We start from the raw sequence: 20,169 nt of genomic DNA on the forward strand, positions 1-20,169 counted from the left end.
GCGAATCATGTTTCGCAAAAAAAAAGGAGGCGAGGGCCGTTGCATGCTGTCCGCCGGCGAGGCATTCATGGCCGCGCAAGGCAATTCGAGGGAGCAGCGGATCTCCATCCGCGACTGCAAAAAACAACAGCTGGTCTGGTCGGTCTTTGCCGCGAAACCATGACCTGAGCTGATTTCCAGCGTCCGGGCCGTCCAGTGGATCAAGCTTCGTCATATTCGCACACCGCTCGGCCGTTCGATGTTACGAACCGGCTGGTGCTCACGGTGGCGGTGCCAATGACGCTGGCCTATCTGACGACGCCGCTTTTGGGCATCGTCGATACGGCCATAGTCGGGCAGTTGGGCGATGCCGCGCTTCTCGGCGGTCTCGCCGCCGGCGCCATCGTCTTCGATGTCGTCTTCAACACTTTCAATTCGTTGCGCTCCAGCACCACCGGTCTCGTGGCCCAGGCACATGGGCGCGGCGATTGCGAGGAGGAGCAGACGATCCTCATGCGCTCAGTGGCCGTGGCTGCCATCGTCGGCATCGCGCTCATCCTGCTCACTGCCGTCGTCGCCACCTTCGGCATCTGGTTCATCAGCCCGGAGCCACGCGTAGCCGAGGCCATGCACGCCTATATCGCCATCCGCATGCTGGCGGCTCCCTTCACGCTCCTGAATTTCTCCATTCTCGGCTATGTGCTCGGACGCGGGGAAGGCGGCCTCGGCCTTGCGCTTCAGGTCATCCTTAATGGCACCAATATTGGCCTATCGCTTTTCCTCGGCTTGCATATGGGCTGGGGGCTCGAAGGGGTGGCGTGGGGCACAGTGGGCGGAGAGGTGACCGCCACGCTCGTCGGCTTCGCCATCCTGTCACGGCGTTTCATCCGCGTGCCTGCGAGCCGCGTTTTCCACTTTGCGGCCTTGGCGCGCATGATGGCGCTCAACGTCGACATCATGGTGCGCTCCTTCGCGCTTCTGGCGGCCTATGCGCTTTTCACCCGCCAGGGCGCGCAGCTTGGCACCGTCACGCTGGCCGCCAACGCCGTTCTTTTGAACTTCTTCCTCGTTGCCGGCTACTTCCTCGATGGTTTCGCCACCGCCGCCGAGCAGCTTGCAGGCCGCGCCGTTGGTGCGCGCCACTTGCGGGCCTTTCGCCGCGCCGTCGGCCTCACGGTCCTGTGGGGGTTCGTTCTGGCGGGCACCGCCACGGCAGTATTTTTCCTCTTCGGCGGGCCCTTCATCCGCTTTGTCACCACGGCGGAGGAGGTGCGTGCGCTCGCCATTGCCTATCTGCCCTGGGCTGCGCTGATCGCCGTCAGCGGCGTGCTCGCCTTCGAGATGGACGGCATCTTCATCGGCGCCACTTGGTCGCGCGACATGCGCAACATGATGCTGGTCTCGCTGGCGGTCTTTGTCCTGTGCGCCTTCGCGCTGGGCAACGCGTTCGGCAATCACGGCCTGTGGGCGGCCCTGCACCTCTTCCTCGTCATCCGCGGTCTCAGCCTGCTGGCCATCCTGCCGCGCCGAACGCGCGAAACCTTCGCCTGACCCGCAGCCCTTGATGGCCATCGCCAGTCGAGCTGCCGCGCCACGCTGCTCAATAGTATTTCCAGGAAAAGTGGAGATCGGTTCTCGGTCCGGAACTGCGAAGAATCAAATGGTCAGATCCGTTCACCGTCTTTGTGCAACGGCGAACTGATCTAGTGGCTCCCCGCTCTCAATGCCACGCGCCACCGTCAGCCGGCGTCACCGGGGAGGCAGCGACTGCCGGCTGTGGCGATGTCAATCCCTGAGAACGCTCAGCCGGTCCGCATCCCAGTCGATCCACAACTGATCGGGCGGCAGGCTATCAGCCTCGCGCGCGTCCAGATAGGCCCTGATGACGGCATCGTCGCGTTCGCCAACGCGGATGTCGAGTGCCGTGCGGCTGCCCTTGAAGAGCTTGTTGACGATGCGTCCTTCGATGGCGTTGCCTGCCTTCGGCTTGGTGGGATAGCAGTTGACATTTTCCAGCCGCAGTGCGGCCATGACCGCGTCACCCGCCACGGGCTTGGTGCCGCGGGCGGAGCCGCGGACCTCGATCCCGTTCCAGTCGATGACGATGGAGTCCGCATCGCTGCCGCGCACGGTGCCTTCCAGAAGGTTGGTCTCGCCGATGAACTCGGCCACAAACCGGCTCTGCGGGCGGAAATATAGCTCCTCGGGCGTGCCGTCCTGCTCCACCCGACCGGCATTCATCACCACGATCCGGTCGGACATGGTCAGCGCCTCGTCCTGGTCGTGCGTGACGAAGAAGAAGGTCTTGCCGGTGCGCCTCTGGATATCCTTCAGTTCCACCTGCACCTGCCCGCGCAGCTTGGCGTCCAGCGCCCCCAGCGGCTCGTCGAGAAGCAGGAGTTTGGGATCGGGGGCGAGCGCGCGCGCCAGCGCCACGCGCTGGCGCTGGCCGCCGGAAAGCTGGTCCGGCGTGCGGTCGCGGAAGCCGCCAAGCTGCAGGAACTCCAAAAGCTCGTCCGTGCGCTTGTCGATCTCGCTGCGCGTCTTGCCCTTCAGCTCCAGGCCGAATGCCACGTTCTTGCCCACCGTCATGTGCGGGAACAGGGCGTAGTCCTGGAACACCATGTTGACGTCGCGCCGGTTGGGCGGCTGGCTCGTCACGTCGGTGCCGCCGAGGATGATGCGCCCCTCGTTCGGCGTTTCAAAGCCGCCCAGCATGCGCAGTGTCGTCGACTTGCCGCAGCCCGAGGGTCCGAGGAAGGTGACGAACTCGCCGGCCATGATCTCCATGTCCAGCTTGTCGACGGCGACAGTGGAGCCGAAGCGCTTGGTGATCTTGTCGAGATGGACGATGACATCGCGTTGGTCGGTCATGTCAGGCACCCTTGTTCATGCGCCGCATGGAGCGCTCGGCCCACAGGCCCAGCACCGCGGTCAGTATGAGGACGACGGTCGAGATGGCGTTGATTTCCGGCGACATGCCCGAACGCAGCATCGCGAAGATGAGGACAGGAAGCGTCGGCTCATATCCCCCCAGGAAGAAGGCACGCACGAAGTCGTCGAAGGACAGGAGCATGCAGAAGATGCCCGCGCCGATCAAGGCCGGCAGGAGATAGGGCAGGGTGACGCGGAAGAAGGCGACAACCTTGTCGGCGCCCAAATCCTGCGCCGCCTCGATATGGCTTTTCGGCAGCGTCGCCAGCCGCGCCATCACCACAAGCGCCACGAAGGGCACGTTGTGCACCGTGTGACCGAGGATGATGGCAAACATGCCTGGTTCGATGGACAAAAGCCGGGCGAAGATGCGCAGCGAAATGGCCGAGATGATGCCTGGGATGACCGCAGGTAGGCAGGTCAGGGCGAACACGATCAGCTTGCCACGGAACTTGTTGGGGCCAAGGAAGGTCGCCACCCACACGCCGATCACCAGCGACAGCAGAGTGGAGGCGACGGCGATGGTCATGGAGTAGGCGAAGACGCCCAGGACTTCCGAGTCCTGAAAGACGCCCGTGTACCAATCCAGGGTCCAGCCCTGGATGGGAAAGCCGATGAACTGCGAATCCTTGAAGCCCATCATCACCATGAGGATGAGCGGCACGAAGAGATAGACGATGAAGGCCGAATAGATGACCGACATCAGGATGCGCGTGTGTCTGGTCATTGCATCATTCCTTTCCCGTCACGGCCCATGAGCTTGAGGAAAATCCCCGTCAGCGCCAGCGTGGTGATGAGCATGATGGAGGAGAAGGCGGCACCAGTGGGCCACTGGTCGCCCGCGACGTGGAAGAAGCCGGCGATCGTCTCGGCAAAGACGGTCGTATTCGGCCCACCCAGAAGCACGGGTGTAGCGTAGTAGCCGGTCGAGATTAGGAAGACGAGCGTGCAGCCGGACGCGATACCTTCCCGCGAAAGTGGCAGCGTGATGCGCAGGAACCGCGTCCAGGCGCCCGCACCGAGGTCGGCGCCGGCCTCCAGATAGTTCCGCGGGATCTTTTCGAGCGCCGAGTATAGCGGCAGGAGCATGTAGAGCGCGGTCAGATAGATGATGCCCATGCCCAGCGAGAAGCTCGTATACATGAAGGGGATCGGCCGCTCGATCAGACCCAGCCACTTCAGCACCAGGTTCACCGCGCCATTGTTGCCAAGCAGGATCATGATCGCGTAGGTGCGCACGATCTCGCCCACCCAAAAGGGAATGAGCAGGAGCAGGAGTAATAGAAGCTGGTTTTTGCGGCTGACATGCTTGGCCAGGAAATAGGCCACCGGATAGGTGATCACGAGCGTCGACGCCGTCAGCACGAAGGCGAAGGCCAGCGTGCGGAAGAACGGGATGATGAAAATCTGCTCTTCGAAGAAGCGCTGCCAGTTGGCCAGCGTCACTTGCGGCTCCTGGCCGGCAGATGGCGGGTAGGAGTCGAGAAAGCTGATCCAGAACATCTGGATGATGGGCCCCAGATGGGCGACGAACACCCAAAGCAACGGAAAGCTGGCCAGCAGGATGAACTGGCGGCGCTGCGTCTTGAACAGCGTTCCCGTGACGGACTGATAAAGACCGTTGGTCATCAGCGCACCCCAGACGCTGCGCCGTCCGGCGCCGCCCGTGGCCGTGCCGAGCCCGGTTTCTTGTTTTACATCTGCATGGGCCATGTCTTGCTGGCTATCCATTCACCGCTTCGCGCGCTTGTTTGATGACATCGCTCCGCGCCATCTGTCGGTGGCCGCGGAAACTGCAGGCTCCGCCTGCGTTGGAAAGGGGCGGAGGAGTTTCCTCCGCCCCTTATTGGGCTGCTTAAGCCGCCTTGATCTCCTCTACGGCCGGATCGACCAAGCTATACTTCAGGTCGTTCGCCTCTGAACGGAAGAACTGCAGTCCCTGCAACTCTTCCTCGGTGAAGGAAGCCGCCTTCTGCTCCAGCTCGGTCAGGTGCTGATCGACACCCTTGAAGGTGGAGATGAAGCCGGAGGCCTTGGTCATCTGCGCGCCCACTTCCGGCCGGGCCAGAAGCGCGTCGAGCAGTGCGTAGGCATTGTCCGGGTTGGGACCGTTGTTGGTGACGTTGAGCGTGTAGACGAAGCCGTATGAGCCTTCTTTCGGGATCGTCATGTCGACGGGAAAGCCGTCCATGATGAGCTTCGAGATCGGTCCGCTCCAGGCGTGCGCCAGCACGATGTCCTGGTTGATGAACATCTGCTGCACCTCGGCACCGGAATCGTAGAACTTGCGCACCATCGGCTTGTGTTCAATGAGGAAGTCACGTGCTTCCTTGACGATCTGGGCGGCCTTCTCCGGGTCATCCTTGTAGGCCACCATGTTGCCGTCATAGCCGAGATACAGCATCACGACCGACATCATGTCCTGGATGATGTAGGCGGTCTGACCCTCGTATTTCGGGTCGAACATGACGTCCCAGCTCTTGACCTCGTCCTCGCTTACGATTTCGGTATTGTAGGCTAGGACTTCGGCACCGGACAGGATGGGTGCGCCCCATTTGTTGCCGTTGATGGTCGCCCAGTCGCTCTCCGAATAGACGGGATTGATGTTGCCCCAGTTGTTGAGCCGGTCGGTGTCGAGCGGTGCCAGCAGGTCGGAGTCGATGAACTGCAGGAAGCGGTGGCCGGCCACGGTGACGATGTCGGCGCTCGGTTCCGGCGCTTCGGCGGCCAGCAGGTTGAACTGCTTTCCCTGGTCGTCGACGAGCCGGACGCGCACCTCGATTCCGGTTTCCTTCTCGAACTCGGCCTTGAAATCGTCCGGAATGAAGTTGGCGTAGGTCCAGACGTTGACGACGCCCGAGGCCCGCGCAGCGGTGGAGCGCAGATAGGCGGGCGCTGCCAAGATGGCTGCGCCCGCTGCGCCGGACTTGATGAATCCCCTGCGGCTGGTGATGAATTTACTCATGACTGTATTCCCTCTTCTGGTTGGTCATTTGTTATAGCGCTTGGCGCCTTAGTTCAGCAGGGCTCTTGGCGGCCCCTTGTCATGGCATTGTTGATCCCTTCTGTCACCCAGGCTGAGGCACCCGATTGCGACCTTCCTGAGACAGGGTCTTCAGCTCATCGAGCGTCAGCGCATCCAGCGCCAGCGCGTCCAGCAGCTGGTTCTCCGAGAAAAAGTCTCGCCCGTAGAGGGCCGAGAATATCTCGACACCGGAGCGATGGAGCTTTGCCTCCCGTCCCGTGAGCTCGCCCAGTTTGACGGTCATCAGCAGGCCGTAGGGCACGTCCTCCGTCACATAGCGGCTGTCGGCCGTTGTCGGTCCCGTGCCGCCGCGGCCCTGGCGGTGCATCTCCTGGTTCATGTTCGACACCGTGTCCTCCGGCACGTGAAAGGACAGGTGGAAATGCTCGAAGATCGTGCGCACCGACAGGCCCAGCGCCTCGGCGATCGCCAGCCGCTCCTTGTCGAGCGCCTCAAGAAGCCGTCCCACATTGGGCGTGACGTTGTAGCCCTGGTCCCAGGTCTCACCGTGCTCCATCCGCGTCATGTTGCACAGGGCGATGCCCATGTGGTTCTGCGGGTTGAGGTTGCTGAGCGAGATCGCCAGCAGGCCATCGCGTTGCACGAAGCGGTCGCCGAAAAGCCGCTGGCAAAGCGCCAGCCCCTCAGCTGCGCGCGCGCTGGGCACGGTGCACAGATCCACCTTACTGCGGACCGTGTTGACACTGGCCTCCACATAGCTTGGCTGGCGGCCGGTTGTTGCCGTCGTTCCCCAGGCGATGATGGGCACGCTCACGCCGCGCTGCGCCAGAAGGCGCGAGAGATAGAGCGCGCCGAAGGAGGCATGCGAAGAGATGATGATGGCCTGTTCCGGCCGGATTTGCGGGGCGATGGCGTCAAACGCCATCTTGTGGCCGTAGCCGGGCAGAGCGACGAGGATGACGTCAGCGTCCTTCACCAGTGCCGCGGCATCGGACGCCACACCGGGATGGAACGTGCATTCGACAGCGCCCGTGGCCCTTAGCGGTTCGCCGGCGGCAAGCCGCTCCGTGCGCTTGCCAGACGGCGACCACAGGACGGGCCGGTGCCCGGCCTGCTCCAGAAAAGCCGCCGCGCCGAATGCGATGGCGCCAGCGCCGGCAATTCCCACAGTGAGCTGATCTTTCTGCATGTTCATTGTCTCAGCCCCCTGGTTCCGGCCCGTTTTTCGTCCTCATTCAACTCGGGATATTGCACCGGCGTCGACCACTCCTCAGCGCTGTGCATCTCCCAGTAAAGGTCGCTTAGCCGCTGTGTAACCGGGCCGATGCGGCCGTCGGCGACCGGCGCCCCGTCGATGCTCGTTACCGGCATGATGCCGCCGGCGGTCGACGTAACGTGCTTGTCGAACTGGAGCGCGAGCGGCTCGACCTTCTCGATGACTTCAAGCGCGAGATGCACGCCACAGATGAGGTGAGCCAGTGCTACATGGTCACCGGAGAGGCCGATTTCGTGCTCGTGGTCACGGTCGAGGACATCGCGACCTTCGATCACTTCGTCAAGACCAAGCTCTACGCCAACAGAAACCTGCGGAAATTCCGCAGCATGATCACGCTTGAAAGGCTCAAGTTCGAGCCGCGCATCCACGTGTGATCGCCTCTTGCAATGACGCGCGGCCGTCGCCGAGGCACTGGCCGCAACGGCCTCGCGCCTGAAAGGCGGCTTCCATCTCTGTGTCGCTATCCCTTGCAAGGTCGTGTCGCTCCTAGCTTTCTTCGTGCGCGACCGGGTCGCCCAAGACATGCATCAGCCGGTTCGCCCAGCCGAAGAGCGAGGCCGACAGGATGAGGTCCAGGATCTCGGCATCGTCCAGCCCTGCGTCGCGCAGCGCCTGAACGTCCGCCTCGTCCGCCTCGCTCGGTGCTTTGGAAAGCCGCGTGGCGAAACGGAAGATCGCCGCCTGCCTGTCGTCCAGCTCCGCTGCCTCGCCATCGCGGAAGATGCGCTCCATCACGCTTTCGTCCTTGGCGAGCTGGTTGTAGCGGCTGGAGTGGACGGCCGCGCAATAGACGCAGTGATTGACCACGGAAGCCGCCGTCGCGCCGATCTCGCGTTCGGCACGGCCCAGGCCGCCACGATTGTACATGATGGCGTTGAAGAGCGGCGTGCGCACCTTCAGCGTCTCCACGTCGTTGACCAGCACCAGCACGTATTCCGACACCTTGGTGTTGGAGGGCGTGACCTTCAGCGCGTCGAGCTGCTCCGGCGTCGCCTCGGCGAGATCGATGGGCTTCACGCGCGGCTGCCAGTGCGGAATCTCGGTGGTGAATTCGCGGATGACCGTGTTCATGCCGTCGCCCTCATCAGTTTCAGCCCGGCGATCAGCCGCACCTGATAGGCCAGGAACGCGTTGAGTTCCGCCAGACGCACGATGTCCGCGTCGCTGATGCCGACCTTCTGCAGGGCCTCAATATCCGCGGCGATGGTCTCGCGCGTGCGCATCGTCACCAGGTCGGTGAAGGTGATCGCCGCCGCAAGCCGTCCGCTGCCCTTGAAACTAGGATCGGCCGCCGCAGCTTCGTCCGCGCTTGCGCCGGCATTGTCCAGGAGTTGCATATAGTGAGCGGCCAGTGCCTCGTCGCCGTTGAGCCGCGCGATACGCACGGCGAGTGCGGCGCGCAGGCCGTGCGACAGGCCCCCGGGATCGGCCGGCGTGAGCGCCGCGTCATGGGTGGCCTGCGTCATCTCCATCACGTCGGCACGGCCGGCCAGGGCCTCGCGCACCGACGCGGCATCAGCCGCGCCGGAAAGGCGGGTCACCACATCGTTCGCCAGGGTCTCGCTCATCTTCATCAGCTCCCGTTGGTGAAGGCCGGCGCAGGCGTTGCCGCGGCGTCCTCGATATCGGTTTCGGCCCACTCGTCGCCCAGAAGCTCCGGCTTCGAGTAGTCCAGCATGCCCTGCCAATGCGTTTCCACATCCTCACGGTAGAGCGTGGCCGCAATCGCTCGCGTCAGCCACGCCGCGCCGTCGCTGATGCCGGGAATGTCGCCCGACACCTTGCCGAGGCTCGCCGAGGCGCCGTAGTTGAAGCAATAGACCTTCGACAGCCAGGGCGCCTTGCCCGGTGTGCGCTCGCGGAAGCTGAAGTCCTCATTGAGATAGGGAAAATTGGAAAGCTCGGTGCTTTCTTCTCCCGCCGGCGGCGTATAGCGGTCGCGCCACAGCATGATCTCGCCGGCCGCCTCGCCTAGCTCGGTGCGCGCCAGCGGATCGACGGTAAAGCCGGTGCCGAGGATGACGAAATCCGTCGTCAGCCGCTTGCCTGTCGTCGTCTCGATGACCACCTCGCCGTTCTCGTAGTCCATCCGCCGGATGCCGTGGCCGAAGTGGAAATAGGCGTTTTCGTGCCGGCTCACCCGCAGGGTGGAGCCGCGCGGGGCCGGCGTCTGCGTGACAAAGGAATATTGCATGAAGCGCCAGCGCCATTCGTCCGGCAGCGCCGCATAGCCCGCGGTGAAGCCGGGCGAGCCGATACCCATCATCTTGTTGATGGTCGGCATCTCTCTGCGGCGGATCAGGTGGCGCACCTCCTTGGCGCCGGCCTCCAGCGCCTCGGCCGAATTGTCGACCGCCGAAGCGCCGACTCCGATGACGACCACCCGCTTGCCCTTCAGCGCCGGGAAGTCGATATCGTCGGCCGAATGCGCCCAGCAATGGCCGGGCAAGCCGTCGACGAAGCCGGGTATATTGGGCTGGCCGGTGCCGTCCCGTCCCGTCGCCATGACGAATTTGCGCGTCAGGATGGATTTCTCTCCGGCGCCGCGTCCGGCAAGCTCAAGGCGCAGATACTCGCCCTCCGGGCGCACCCGCTTTACCTCGATCTCGTTCTCGACCGGAATGTCCAGCACCTTGCGGTACCAGACGAGGTATTCCATCCACATGGGCCGCGGGATCTTGTCGAGCGCCTCCCACGCCTCCTCGCCGTAAAGCGCGGTGAACCAGGCGCGGAAGGTCAGGGACGCATGGCCGTAGGCCGGCCCGGTGAGCTGCTTGGGTGAGCGCAGCGTCTCCATGCGCGCATAGGTAAGCCACGGCCCTTCCAACCCCGCCGGGTTGCGGTCGAGGATGCGCGTGTTGCGTATGCCGCCGCTCCACAGCGCGAAATAGGCTAGAAGCCCCACCATGCCGCCGCCGATGATGACGACGTCATGCACGGGCTCGCCGTCCTTCTCGTGCGGCGGCACCCAATTGGCCGGCGGCAGGCACAGGTAAGCGAGATCCTGTCGAACCCGCTCCTCGAGCCGGGCCAGGCGCTCGGCGCCGATCGCCGGGTCTATGTCTGCGGAGTGCTGCATCGTTGTCGGTCTCAGCCTTCTTTAGAGCGTTGGAAAGGAGTGTTCTTTCCTTCCTTCCGCGGCTCGCATTGATTTCTTTCTACATATTCCAAACCGGGTGGTGATCGTCGATCACGAATGCGTGGCGGTGGCGAAGGGGCTCGTGCCGATGCGGATGTGCGTGCGGCTCCGGTCCCTCCCATCCTTCATGCTCGTGATCGTGATGCTCGTCATGGACATGCATATGGTTGTGATGGAATGGCGCGTGCGTGTGCTCACGCTCCACCGCGTCTTGTGCGGGCCAGATCGTGAGCGCGATAAGGCCGGAGGCGAGCGCTCCGCACGCCATGACCGCGAACGACAGTTCCAGCCCAAGATGTGCGCCCAGATAGCCCGCCAGCGGATAGGTCGCAAGCCAGCCGGCATGGGACAGCGAGAATTGCGTGGCGAACAGCGCCGGCCGGTCCTCGCTATGGCTGGAGCGGGCAATCAGGAGCCCACTAGGCGTCAGTACCAGCGCGGCGGAGGCGCCGAGCACGAACCACAGCACAAGGACGCCGGCGAAGGGCAGGCCGATGAGGATGGTCCACGGCGCAAGGCCGAGGAGGAGCGCGCCGGCGCCCATGGAAAGCCTGGGCGACACGCGCTTCAAGAGCGCGCGCATCGAAATAGCCGTGACCATGGATCCGGCACCATAGCAGGCGAGTATGGTGGTGTAGGTCTGCTGCGTGCCGCCCAGCGTCTCGCGGGCGAAGACGACGGAATTGACGATCACCCATGCAGCGGTGAAGGAGACAGCCATGCCCAGCGCGAACAGCGCGCGCAGACGCGGTGTGCGGGCATAGATGCGAAAGCCGCGCGAAAGGCGTTCCAGAAAGGGCAGCGCGGTCTTGAGCGTTCCACGCTCCGGCAGCCTGGCCGACAACACCAGTGCAGCGGAGGCAAGGAAGCCGAGAGCAGTGCCGATGAAGAGCAGCCGCGCATCCATGAGGCCCAGAAGCAGGCCGGCGACAAGCGGGCTCAGTAGTGATTCCATGTCATAGGCCAGGCGCGAAAGCGACAGGGCGGATGTATACTCCTCCTCGTCGGGCAGAACGTCGGGAATGACGCTCTGGAAGGTCGGCGTGAAGGCTGCCGAGCAAAGCTGGAAGATGAAGACGATCAGGTAAATCTGCCAAACGGCCGTGACGAAAGGCAAAAAGGCCACGAAGGAAAACCGCAGCACGTCGAGAGCGATAAGAAACGGCTTGAAAGGCGCGCGGGCGGACAGCGCGCTGGCGATCGGGGCGAACCCCACATAGGCCACCATTTTGATAGCCAGCAGCGTGCCCATGACCATGCCGGCGTCTGCACCGGTCAGTTCGTATGCAACAAGCGCCAATCCCACCGTCATCAGCCCCGTGCCCAGGAGCGACAGGACCTGCGCCGAATAAAGCCGCCGAAACTGTTGATTCTTCAGAACCGATAGCATGTTGCCCCACTTGCCGCCTCAACGGCACTTATCGTTGTTCGAGAGTGGCGCCCGGCTGCACCATCTCAGCCTGCGAACCTTTGTTCCTCCATTGCATCAATGCTGTGTTTAAACCGTGCGGTGGTCGCGTCAAACCCGTAGTCGGCCGTGATCGCTCCGGAGCCGGCAATAACGACGCTTGTCTCCTCATCCGCGCCACCGACCGCGCCTCCTTGCGCAGCCAAGTGCACAACGCGCGCTCCGTAAGGCTGTTGGCGTAGTAGGGGCTGCACGGGATCGCGCACGAAGCCTCCAAGCTGAGCGAGCGGCCGGCCGGACGCGACTGTCGGCATGGATCAGCGGTGTGACCCCATGGGGACCTTCAATGGGGGCGTTCTCGCGGATCAACCCCTCATGCAGGCGCGCGGGCAGTTCGACTCCCTTCAGGCTCTCGGCAAATGCTGCGAGTATGCTTGCGCGCATTCCGGTCCTTCTCTCAAAATGGTCTGCACTCGACTGGACTGAAAGCCTCGCACAATCCGGTGGGACAGTTTCCGCAAATTCCATTGCAGAAACGCACCAAATTGGTTCATATGAACGAACAATCCAGGAAAATTCGATCAGCTTGATGCGCGTATCCTGCAGGCGCTTCAAAAGGGTGAGATGACAACTGGGACAATGACTTCTTTGATCTCACCGAACAGACCCATCTCACCTTCAATGGTCGGGCGGATGGGGAAATGTTTGGACTATCCGGAAGCAGTTCAGGCGAGGCAATGTGTGATTTTTCATGGAATAGGGACCCCGTTTGAGGGGTAATTTTTATCCAAAAGGGACCCCTGAGACACAGGGGCATCAGACTGCCTCCGATTGTCATCGGAGGCATTTGTTTTTGGATGTTGGTTGTGGAAACGATCGCGAAGATACGCCGTGCCTATTTTGTCCATGGGAAGCCCATCAAGGCGATTTGCCGCGAGTTGAATGTCTCGCGCAAAGTGGTGCGCAAGGTAGTGCGCTCGGAGGCGACGGAGTTTCGCTACGAGCGCAAACATCAGCCGATGCCAAGCATGGGTGCCTGGCGGGATGAGCTGGAGCGGCTGTTGTCGGCCAATGCGGCGAAGCCATCGCGTGAGCAGCTGACCCTGATGCGGGTTTTTGAAGAGCTTCGGGGCCTCGGCTATGAGGGCAGCTACAGTTCGGTCTGGCGGCATGCGCAGGCCTGGAAAGAGAAGCGCGGCAGCACCTCCGTCGCCGCCTATGTGCCGCTGAGCTTTGCACCGGGCGAGGCCTACCAGTTCGACTGGAGCCACGAGATCGTGGTGCTGGGCGGTGCGACGACCACGGTGAAGGTTGCGCATGTGCGGCTGTGCCACAGTCGGATGCTGTTCGTGCGGGCCTATCCGCGCGAGACGCAGGAGATGGTGTTCGATGCCCATGACCGGGCGTTTGCCTTCTTCCGGGGCACCTGCACGCGCGGCATCTACGATAACATGAAGACGGCGGTGGAGACCGTCTTCGTCGGCAAGGACCGCCAGTTCAACCGCCGCTTCCTGCAGATGTGCAGCCACTATCTTGTCGAGCCGGTCGCCTGCACGCCGGCCTCGGGCTGGGAGAAGGGCCAGGTTGAGAACCAGGTCGGGCTGGTGCGCCGGCGCTTCTTCACACCGCGGTTGCGCTTCAGGAACTATGAGGAGTTGAACGCCTGGCTGCTCGACCAGTGCGTCGTCTTTGCCAAGGCGCATCGCCATTCCGAGCGGCCCGAGCAGACGGTCTGGGAAGCCTTCGAGGCTGAACGGGCAAGCCTGGTGCCCTATGCCGGCCACTTCGATGGATTCCACGCCGTGCCGGCCTCGGTGTCGAAGACCTGCCTGGTGCGCTTCGACAACAACAAATACTCCGTCATGGCCAGCGCGCTCGGCCGGCCGGTGGAGATCCAGGCCTATGCCGACCGGATCGTGATCCGCCAGGATGGGGTGATCGTCGGCGAGCATCGCCGCGCCTTTGGCCGCGGCAAGACCGTCTACGACCCTTGGCACTATGTGCCGGTTCTGGCCCGCAAGCCGGGCGCGCTGCGCAACGGCGCGCCCTTCAAGGACTGGATGCTGCCCAGCAGCCTGGAGCGGATACGCCGCAAGCTTGCCCGTTCTGACGACGGAGACCGGCAGATGGTGAGCATTCTGTCGGCCGTGCTGAGCGACGGCATGCCGGCGGTGGAAGCCGCCTGCGCAGAAGCGTTGCGTGAGGGTGCCTGCTCGGCCGATGTCATCCTCAACATCCTGGCGCGTCGACGCGAGACGGCGCGGCCACCGACTATGGCCACGCCGGCCGGCCTCAAGCTTCACCATGAACCCACGGCAGATTGCAGCCGATACGATCAATTGAGGAGAGCCGTATGATGGACCGCACCGACATTCTCGCCACCATGGGATCGCTGAAGCTCTTCGGCATGAAGGCGGCCTATGACGAGATCATTCGAACCGCCGTGAAGCGCCAACACGAGCCGCAGCGCATCATCGCCGACCTGCTCAATGCAGAGATATCCGAGAAGAAGGCGCGCTCGATCAAATACCAGATGACGATCGCCAAGCTGCCGCTGGCCAAGGAGATCGAGGACTTCGTCTTCGACGGCACACCGATCAACGAGACGCTGGTGCGTGATCTGGCCGGCGGCAACTTCCTCGCCCATCAGCGCAACGCCGTCCTCGTCGGCGGCACCGGAACCGGCAAGACCCATCTCGCCGTCGCCATCGCCCGCGCCTGCATCCGTGACGGCGCGCGCGGCCGCTTCTTCAACGTCGTCGACCTCGTCAACCAGCTCGAGGCCGAGGCCCGGGCCGGGCGCCAGGGGCGGCTCAACGATCGGCTGTGTCGCCTGGACTTCGTCATTCTCGATGAACTTGGCTATCTGCCTTTCGCTCAGGCCGGCGGGCAGCTCCTGTTCCACCTCATCAGCCGGCTCTATGAGCAGACATCGGTGATCGTCACCACCAATCTCACCTTTGGCGAATGGCCGACTGTCTTCGGCGACGCCAAGATGACCACGGCACTGCTCGATCGGCTCACCCATCACTGCGACATCATCGAGACCGGCAACGACAGCTGGCGCTTCAAGAACCGCTCTCAAAGCTAAAGCCGAAAGGCCAATCAGGCGCACTCGACCGGGCTGCGCAAACTCGACCAGCTCCACCCGGTCGAGCGCTCACATCGTGCCCGTCAAAGGGGTCCCTTTTGGACGAAAAAACGGGGTCCCGTTTCCGCGATCATTGACACTGGAACGTCGGCTATGAGGACGCCGCCGCCTTCCGCCGTCTGTTCAAGCGCATCGCCCGCATCGCCCCCGGCGCCTATCGCCGCAAATTCGCGCCGGCCAACTTGGCGTGAGCGCCGCCGCGAATGATCGTTGTCGGCGCAACCGCCGTGGGGCAACGGAAGGGCAGGTGGAGTTTTCCGGCGTCATTATCGTCTGAGGATGAACTTCGTGGTCAGCAGAACCCAGCTTCCACAGGACAATTGCGCCTGTGCCCCGGAACCGAACCTCTCCAGCCACATTCTAGCGTCTTCCAGTCTCGGTGGACGACGAAGACGACAAGGCTGAATGGCGATTCAACGGGTGCGGTCGCCCAAGTGCCCTTGGGAACCTGCAACAGCGTTGTGCGCCTGATCTGCGGGGATTTTTCTCGGCCCTGACGGCGAGCATCTAGCGGTCTTCCGTTCAAGAAGATGTCATTTTCCGCTTCGTCCCACTGTGCCATAGTTCCAAGGGGTGGGGGTGCAAGCATGGGAAAGCCGACCTGGACGTGCGCGGGCTGCCGGAAACCGTTCGCGCTGAGGAAAATCGACCGGTGGAGGTTCTTGCGCGTGGAAGTCTCGATCGTTCAAGGCGCGACCCGCCTGGGAGAAACGTTCGAGCTCTGTCCGGCCTGTCAGCATCGCCTTTTAGAGAACCCGTCGCATGCGTTCTTGCACATTCGGAGTTGTGAGCGGGCCTGACTTTGAACCTTTTCGGCTCCCAAAAAGGTGTGTGAGTGTTCATCGAAACAGCATCCTGATGCAAATGCGAACCATCTCGATCTGCGCCGGAAGGATCTTACTGTCGCCGGTGGCCCGCCCGAGAACCATCCCGCCCTCGATCGCCGTCGAGATCATGTCCGCCACGGAATCGAGGTCTATATCCTCCCGCGGATCGTAGTGTTCGCAGATCGCCTCCAGACAGGATCGGAAGCGGGATCGCCAGTCGAGCACGATCTTGTGGTAAAGCGCGTGCACCTCAAGGTCAAAGAGCCTCTCCTGATAGCAAAATGTGGCGACGAGACAGCCTGGAAACTTTTCCGGCAGATCGGCTGTTGCCTCGGCCAGCAGTTTCAGCGCGATCAGAAAGGCCTCCAGCGGATCGTCTGAAAGCTCGCGGCCGCGGGCGAGCACGTCGTCGAACAGCGCATCGTCACGCTCGACATAGCGGTGCAGTAAGGCGAGCGCGAGGGCGTTCTTGTTCGGAAAATGGTAGAAGAAGCCGTTCTTCGTGATGCCAGCCTCGGCGGCAAGTTCCTCCACCGACGTCGCGCCGAAGCCTTTGGCGAGGACGGCGTCCTCCGCCAGATCGAGTAATCTTTCTCGCATGTCAGCGCCGGTCCGCCGTTCGGAAGAGGTCATGCGCATCACCAGCAGTCCACTTGACGCCAAATTATGCGGTCCCAGAAGGAGCATCGCAACCTCTCGCTCACGCCAAGCCTTTGACGCGAGACAACTTCATAGTTTCAGCGGCGATGCACCGCTCGTCCACTGGCAAGGACGAGGCCAGGATGTCTACCATCCGACCGAGTATTGAAAACCGGCAGATGAGGAGGACGAAGTGGCGGTAACGAAACATGCAAGCTCGCCTCGTCGTGCGGAATGGGCCGGCCGTCAGTTCGTGACGGCGTTGGCGCCAGACTTTGGCGGCGATATGCTGCGCCGGGGAGACGACGGATTTGAGGCGGCGACGAGACTCTGGAACGGAACCATCAAGAGCCGGCCGAACCTGATTCTTCGGCCGCGCACAACCCGGGACGTTGCGGCAGCGGTAAGGACTGCGGCGCAGCTCAATGTTCCGGTGGCGGTGCGCGGCGGCGGCCACAACGTTGCCGGCCTTGCAACCTGCGACGAGGGCGTGGTGATCGACCTGACGGCGATGAACCGGGTCGCGAGCGATCCCGGACGCCGCCGTGTCCGCGCCGGCGGCGGCGCCACTTGGGGCGACGTCGATCGGTCGACGCAGCGAGATGGACTTGCTGTTCCGGGCGGCCTGGTCTCCAAGACCGGCGTCGCCGGACTGACGCTCGGCGGTGGGTTTGGCTGGATGCGCAGAAAGTTCGGCCTCAGTTGCGACAGCTTGGTCTCGGTGGAAATCGTAACCGCCGACGGCGAAGTTCGACGGGCAAGCGAAATCGAAAATCCTGATCTTTTTTGGGCTCTTTGCGGGGGCGGTGGCAACTTCGGCGTTGTGACGGAGTTCGAGTTTCGTTTGCACCCGATCGGGCCGGAGGTGATGTTCGCCTTGGTCTTTTACCCGATTGAAGACGGACGGGAAGTGCTCAAGAGCTGGCGTGAATTCTGCGCCTCGTGCTCCGACGATGTAAGCTCCCTCGCGCTGTGCGGCACCGTGCCGACGGGCGATCCGTTCCCGCCGGCTGCCGGCGGTCGCGCGTACGTTGCCATCGGCGCGGTCCACTCTGGCTCGCCGCAAGAGGGCAAAGCGATTCTGCAGCCGTTGCGTGAACTAGGGGCGCCGCTTTGCGATCTGAGCGCCGTCACGCCCTATGTTGACGTCCAGATGGCTTTCGACGAAGACTATCCCGACGGTCGGCGCTACTACTGGAAATCGCTCTACCTGAACGGGTTCGACGATGAGGCGATCGAATTGGTGCTCGACTTGACGGCCTCGCGTCCATCACCGCTCACTACCGTGGATGTCTGGCAGCTTGGCGGCGCCATGACGCGGATCGCACCGGATGCGACAGCGTTCGGGAATCGAGACGCACCGTTTCTGCTGGGCGTCGAGTCGAACTGGGTCGACCCGAACAATGACGAGGAAAATCGCGACTGGACGCGCGAAGCCTGCTCGAAGATGGCGCGGTTCTCGACGGGATTGTCCTATCTCAATTTCGAGCCCGAGACGGTTTCTATCTCCCGAGTGGGAAGCAGCCGCTCCAAGCTCGGCGCGTTGAAGCAGAGGTATGACCCACGCAACCTCTTCCGCTTCAACCATCGTATCTAGTCGGTGCCTCTGCGCCTCCGCGCGCTTGATCAAAGGTCGCACATATCCTCGCCGGTACATGTACAGATGGTAGGCCAGCATGGGTCTGATATTGTTGCGTGCGCCGTCAGGAAATGCAGGTGAGGCATTCCCGTCGTTGCACTTTGGAGGAGCCAGATGAAGGAAGTATTCCCGTCCCCGACCTCGACAGCCGGGGAGATTGTCCTGCGCGATGCCACCGCCGCCGATGCACGCGCCTTGGCTGAACTTATCGCCATCGCTGGCGCGGGCATTCCCGAATGGCTCTGGGCTCAGATGGCTGACCCGAACGAGGACGTGTTCGACGTTGGCACGCGACGTGCGGAACGCGACGAGGGCGGGTTCTCCTGGACAAACGCTATCGTCGCCGAAACCTATGGCTCGGTGATCGGCATGATCCTTGGATACCGGCTTGAAGTCGAAGACGGAAGTCTTGACGAAGTGCCGGAAATCCTGCGCCCGTTCCTCGAACTCGAGCGACACGTCCCGGGGAGCTGGTACATCAACGCCTTCGCGCTGTACGCGCCCTGGCGGAGCCGTGGCATCGGCTCCCGTCTCCTCGCCGCAGCCACCGAACGTGCGCACAAGGCGGGCTGCCGGCGGATGAGCGTGCAAACCTTCTCGGAAACACCACGGTCGGAAGCCTTCTACATCCGTCGCGGGTTCCGCAGGATCGATGCCCGTCGCCTTCCGGTGCCGTCACCCTGCCGCCATGGCGGCGATACGCTTCTCCTGCTTCGCGATGAGAAATCGACAGGATAAGGCCGAAGCGGCGATAGGCCACTGGACGGCAGGTTACGGGATGAGCCATCCGGGTGCAATATGACCGCTATTGGGCGCAAGATCGTCATGGCTCTTGCATAGCACCCGTCCTTTCAGCATTGCGTAGTCAGCGGCAGTTGGCCCTATGCCGGCAGGACCACCACCTTGGTGTTTACTGGCGTCTTGGAATAAAGGTCGATCATATCTTGGCTGAGCAGGCCGATGCAGCCGCTCGAAACGCCTTTTCCGATCGTCTCAGGCACACTCGTGCTGTAGATGGTGTAGAGCGTGTAGACACCATTCTGGTAGAGATACAGTGCTCGTGCCCCGAGTGGATTATCTAGTCCTGGCGCCATGCCGCCGGCATACTGTGCGACCTCTGGCTGGCGCAGGATCATCTCCCTGGGCGGCGTCCAGATCGGCCATTCGGCTTTTCGTCCGACATAGGCGTCACCGCTCCACAGGAACCCGGCGCGGCCGACATTGGCGCCGTAGCGGGTAGCATTTCCGTCGCCATCGATCCGGTAGACGTAGTAGTTGCCAGGATCGACGATGATCGTACCGGCTGCTTCCTTTGTGTCGTAACGCACCGTCCGGCGTAGATACTTCGGATCGATCTTGCTGACATCGACAGCCGGGATCGGAAAGCGCTCGTCGGGAACTGGACCGTAGGCCTTCTTCGCTTCAGCAAGGCTCATACCGCCGGACGTTGCGCAACCAGCAAGGCCAAACGCGGTGAGACTGACGGCGGAGCCGATCAGAAGCGACCGGCGGTTGAGAGTGCCTAAGGCGCGGTCGGGGGGCGCTACCGCGTCAGTCTCACGCGCATCCGACTTCTCATCATACATGTTTCCAATCTCCCATCCCCGACCAGAGACCACGTGGCTTCAGCCTCCGGGACGCCTAGCTGCGCGCAGCTTGGTCTCAAAGGTGACGGTTGGCAAGGTTTCCCGATAATGCGGTGCGTGATCGGACGTCTGGCATGGCAGCGAAAGCCGGAACTGAGACAGGAGCGGGGAATTTGGCGGGACAGAGCGAGGAAAAGCAGATGCGGACGCCTCAATGGCAGTGGACGTGGACCCTGAATGCGGCCGACATCGATCGGCTGGACAGGCGCCTGACGGCGACTGAATCTGTCGCGCGCCAGCTGGACAATCATGAACTGAGGATCACCATGTCGAGCGGCGGGCGAGCAAGGCGGCCGACGCGATGCGCACCGTGGAAGCGGTGATCGATTCGCTGGCGCCCGATATCCGGGTGACGCGGGAGATCATTCAGCGGATCGAACAGGCGCAATCAAACTCTAAGGTGCCACCAAACTAAATGCAGCTGAGGAAGTGCCTCAGCTTGAAACTTGAATGCAGACAGGCTTGACGTTGCTGTTGCCTGCTGCGTCAGAGCCTTCAAGCGCGCGAGTGATCTCGCTGGCGGCAGCTTGACACAATTCCTGCGT

19 protein-coding genes and 1 pseudogene are annotated in these 20,169 nt (G+C 62.6%); 8 read left to right on the forward strand and 12 right to left on the reverse strand.

The window, feature by feature from the left end:
* The first annotated feature begins 7 nt into the window (after positions 1–7).
* A complete protein-coding gene (locus tag NTH_RS14005) occupies positions 8–163 on the forward strand; it encodes a hypothetical protein (protein ID WP_338530584.1) in 156 nt (51 codons plus the stop codon).
* A gap of 113 nt (positions 164–276) precedes the next feature.
* Entirely contained in the window at positions 277–1,530 is a 1,254-nt protein-coding gene (locus NTH_RS14010; RefSeq protein WP_422392399.1) for an MATE family efflux transporter, read from the forward strand.
* 234 nt (positions 1,531–1,764) lie between these two features.
* Here the strand turns inward: NTH_RS14010 and NTH_RS14015 are convergent, their stop codons facing one another.
* The 6 genes from NTH_RS14015 to NTH_RS14040 form a co-directional block, all read right to left on the reverse strand.
* Positions 1,765–2,853 (reverse strand): ABC transporter ATP-binding protein, encoded by a 1,089-nt coding sequence (locus NTH_RS14015; protein WP_338530586.1) that lies wholly within the window; start codon positions 2,851–2,853, stop codon positions 1,765–1,767.
* 1 nt (position 2,854) lies between these two features.
* Positions 2,855–3,640 carry an ABC transporter permease gene (locus NTH_RS14020; RefSeq protein ID WP_338530587.1) on the reverse strand — a complete coding sequence of 262 codons (786 nt, stop codon included), beginning with the start codon at positions 3,638–3,640 and terminating at the stop codon, positions 2,855–2,857.
* Positions 3,637–4,644, reverse strand: a complete 1,008-nt coding sequence (locus NTH_RS14025) for an ABC transporter permease (RefSeq protein WP_338530588.1) — start codon at positions 4,642–4,644, stop codon at positions 3,637–3,639. The genes NTH_RS14020 and NTH_RS14025 overlap by 4 nt, the downstream gene beginning before the upstream one ends.
* 124 nt (positions 4,645–4,768) lie before the next feature.
* Positions 4,769–5,878: an ABC transporter substrate-binding protein gene (locus NTH_RS14030; protein ID WP_338530589.1), complete on the reverse strand. Its 1,110-nt coding sequence runs from the start codon at positions 5,876–5,878 to the stop codon at positions 4,769–4,771.
* Positions 5,879–5,981: 103 nt separating this feature from the next.
* The gene (locus NTH_RS14035; RefSeq protein WP_338531918.1) at positions 5,982–7,088 is read right to left on the reverse strand and encodes an NAD/NADP octopine/nopaline dehydrogenase family protein; all 1,107 of its coding nucleotides are present in this window, start codon (positions 7,086–7,088) and stop codon (positions 5,982–5,984) included.
* Between the two features lie 2 nt (positions 7,089–7,090).
* Complete coding sequence (locus NTH_RS14040) at positions 7,091–7,270, reverse strand: hypothetical protein (RefSeq protein ID WP_338530590.1); 180 nt, start codon at positions 7,268–7,270, stop codon at positions 7,091–7,093.
* 24 nt (positions 7,271–7,294) lie between these two features.
* Here NTH_RS14040 and NTH_RS14045 point away from each other — a divergent pair, with 24 nt between their 5' ends.
* Complete coding sequence (locus NTH_RS14045) at positions 7,295–7,549, forward strand: Lrp/AsnC ligand binding domain-containing protein (RefSeq protein ID WP_338530591.1); 255 nt, start codon at positions 7,295–7,297, stop codon at positions 7,547–7,549.
* A gap of 112 nt (positions 7,550–7,661) precedes the next feature.
* Here the strand turns inward: NTH_RS14045 and NTH_RS14050 are convergent, their stop codons facing one another.
* The 4 genes from NTH_RS14050 to NTH_RS14065 form a co-directional block, all read right to left on the reverse strand.
* Complete coding sequence (locus tag NTH_RS14050; RefSeq protein ID WP_338530592.1) at positions 7,662–8,246, reverse strand: peroxidase-related enzyme; 585 nt, start codon at positions 8,244–8,246, stop codon at positions 7,662–7,664.
* A complete protein-coding gene (locus NTH_RS14055; RefSeq protein ID WP_338530593.1) occupies positions 8,243–8,743 on the reverse strand; it encodes a CMD domain-containing protein in 501 nt (166 codons plus the stop codon). Before NTH_RS14055 ends, NTH_RS14050 begins: the two co-directional genes overlap by 4 nt.
* A gap of 5 nt (positions 8,744–8,748) precedes the next feature.
* A complete protein-coding gene (locus NTH_RS14060) occupies positions 8,749–10,254 on the reverse strand; it encodes an NAD(P)-binding domain-containing protein (protein ID WP_338530594.1) in 1,506 nt (501 codons plus the stop codon).
* 79 nt (positions 10,255–10,333) lie between these two features.
* Positions 10,334–11,704, reverse strand: a complete 1,371-nt coding sequence (locus NTH_RS14065) for an MFS transporter (protein ID WP_338530595.1) — start codon at positions 11,702–11,704, stop codon at positions 10,334–10,336.
* An 875-nt stretch (positions 11,705–12,579) separates the two neighbouring features.
* Here NTH_RS14065 and istA point away from each other — a divergent pair.
* From istA to NTH_RS14080, 3 genes and pseudogenes are all read left to right on the forward strand, one after another.
* A complete protein-coding gene (gene istA, locus NTH_RS14070) occupies positions 12,580–14,079 on the forward strand; it encodes an IS21 family transposase (protein WP_338528863.1) in 1,500 nt (499 codons plus the stop codon).
* Positions 14,076–14,813, forward strand: a complete 738-nt coding sequence (gene istB, locus NTH_RS14075; RefSeq protein ID WP_422392347.1) for an IS21-like element helper ATPase IstB — start codon at positions 14,076–14,078, stop codon at positions 14,811–14,813. Before istA ends, istB begins: the two co-directional genes overlap by 4 nt.
* A 140-nt stretch (positions 14,814–14,953) precedes the next feature.
* Positions 14,954–15,064 (forward strand): annotated as a pseudogene (locus NTH_RS14080) (GlxA family transcriptional regulator); the annotation flags it as partial.
* 648 nt (positions 15,065–15,712) lie between these two features.
* Here the strand turns inward: NTH_RS14080 and NTH_RS14085 are convergent.
* Complete coding sequence (locus NTH_RS14085) at positions 15,713–16,300, reverse strand: TetR/AcrR family transcriptional regulator (protein ID WP_338530596.1); 588 nt, start codon at positions 16,298–16,300, stop codon at positions 15,713–15,715.
* A gap of 232 nt (positions 16,301–16,532) precedes the next feature.
* On the opposite strand from NTH_RS14085, the gene NTH_RS14090 reads away from it, so the two are divergent.
* Positions 16,533–17,936, forward strand: a complete 1,404-nt coding sequence (locus tag NTH_RS14090; protein WP_338530597.1) for an FAD-dependent oxidoreductase — start codon at positions 16,533–16,535, stop codon at positions 17,934–17,936.
* Between the two features lie 156 nt (positions 17,937–18,092).
* Complete coding sequence (locus NTH_RS14095; RefSeq protein WP_338530598.1) at positions 18,093–18,716, forward strand: GNAT family N-acetyltransferase; 624 nt, start codon at positions 18,093–18,095, stop codon at positions 18,714–18,716.
* Positions 18,717–18,859: 143 nt separating this feature from the next.
* Here the strand turns inward: NTH_RS14095 and NTH_RS14100 are convergent, their stop codons facing one another.
* Positions 18,860–19,564 carry a L,D-transpeptidase gene (locus NTH_RS14100; RefSeq protein ID WP_338530599.1) on the reverse strand — a complete coding sequence of 235 codons (705 nt, stop codon included), beginning with the start codon at positions 19,562–19,564 and terminating at the stop codon, positions 18,860–18,862.
* Between the last annotated feature and the right edge of the window lie 605 nt (positions 19,565–20,169).

Origin of the sequence: Nitratireductor thuwali (assembly GCF_036621415.1) — a bacterium.
In the GTDB taxonomy this organism is placed as follows: Bacteria; Pseudomonadota; Alphaproteobacteria; order Rhizobiales; family Rhizobiaceae; genus Chelativorans; species Chelativorans thuwali.

Coding starts and splice junctions, on each gene's coding strand:
- NTH_RS14020 (WP_338530587.1), bottom strand. CDS start 3,640: ATGACCAGACACACGCGCATCCTGATGTCGGTCATCTATTCGGCCTTC.
- istB (WP_422392347.1), top strand. CDS start 14,076: ATGATGGACCGCACCGACATTCTCGCCACCATGGGATCGCTGAAGCTC.
- istA (WP_338528863.1), top strand. CDS start 12,580: ATGTTGGTTGTGGAAACGATCGCGAAGATACGCCGTGCCTATTTTGTC.
- NTH_RS14015 (WP_338530586.1), bottom strand. CDS start 2,853: ATGACCGACCAACGCGATGTCATCGTCCATCTCGACAAGATCACCAAG.
- NTH_RS14035 (WP_338531918.1), bottom strand. CDS start 7,088: ATGCAGAAAGATCAGCTCACTGTGGGAATTGCCGGCGCTGGCGCCATC.
- NTH_RS14005 (WP_338530584.1), top strand. CDS start 8: ATGTTTCGCAAAAAAAAAGGAGGCGAGGGCCGTTGCATGCTGTCCGCC.
- NTH_RS14025 (WP_338530588.1), bottom strand. CDS start 4,644: ATGGATAGCCAGCAAGACATGGCCCATGCAGATGTAAAACAAGAAACC.
- NTH_RS14030 (WP_338530589.1), bottom strand. CDS start 5,878: ATGAGTAAATTCATCACCAGCCGCAGGGGATTCATCAAGTCCGGCGCA.
- NTH_RS14060 (WP_338530594.1), bottom strand. CDS start 10,254: ATGCAGCACTCCGCAGACATAGACCCGGCGATCGGCGCCGAGCGCCTG.
- NTH_RS14010 (WP_422392399.1), top strand. CDS start 277: ATGACGCTGGCCTATCTGACGACGCCGCTTTTGGGCATCGTCGATACG.
- NTH_RS14100 (WP_338530599.1), bottom strand. CDS start 19,564: ATGTATGATGAGAAGTCGGATGCGCGTGAGACTGACGCGGTAGCGCCC.
- NTH_RS14085 (WP_338530596.1), bottom strand. CDS start 16,300: ATGCGAGAAAGATTACTCGATCTGGCGGAGGACGCCGTCCTCGCCAAA.
- NTH_RS14095 (WP_338530598.1), top strand. CDS start 18,093: ATGAAGGAAGTATTCCCGTCCCCGACCTCGACAGCCGGGGAGATTGTC.
- NTH_RS14040 (WP_338530590.1), bottom strand. CDS start 7,270: ATGCCGGTAACGAGCATCGACGGGGCGCCGGTCGCCGACGGCCGCATC.
- NTH_RS14055 (WP_338530593.1), bottom strand. CDS start 8,743: ATGAGCGAGACCCTGGCGAACGATGTGGTGACCCGCCTTTCCGGCGCG.
- NTH_RS14050 (WP_338530592.1), bottom strand. CDS start 8,246: ATGAACACGGTCATCCGCGAATTCACCACCGAGATTCCGCACTGGCAG.
- NTH_RS14065 (WP_338530595.1), bottom strand. CDS start 11,704: ATGCTATCGGTTCTGAAGAATCAACAGTTTCGGCGGCTTTATTCGGCG.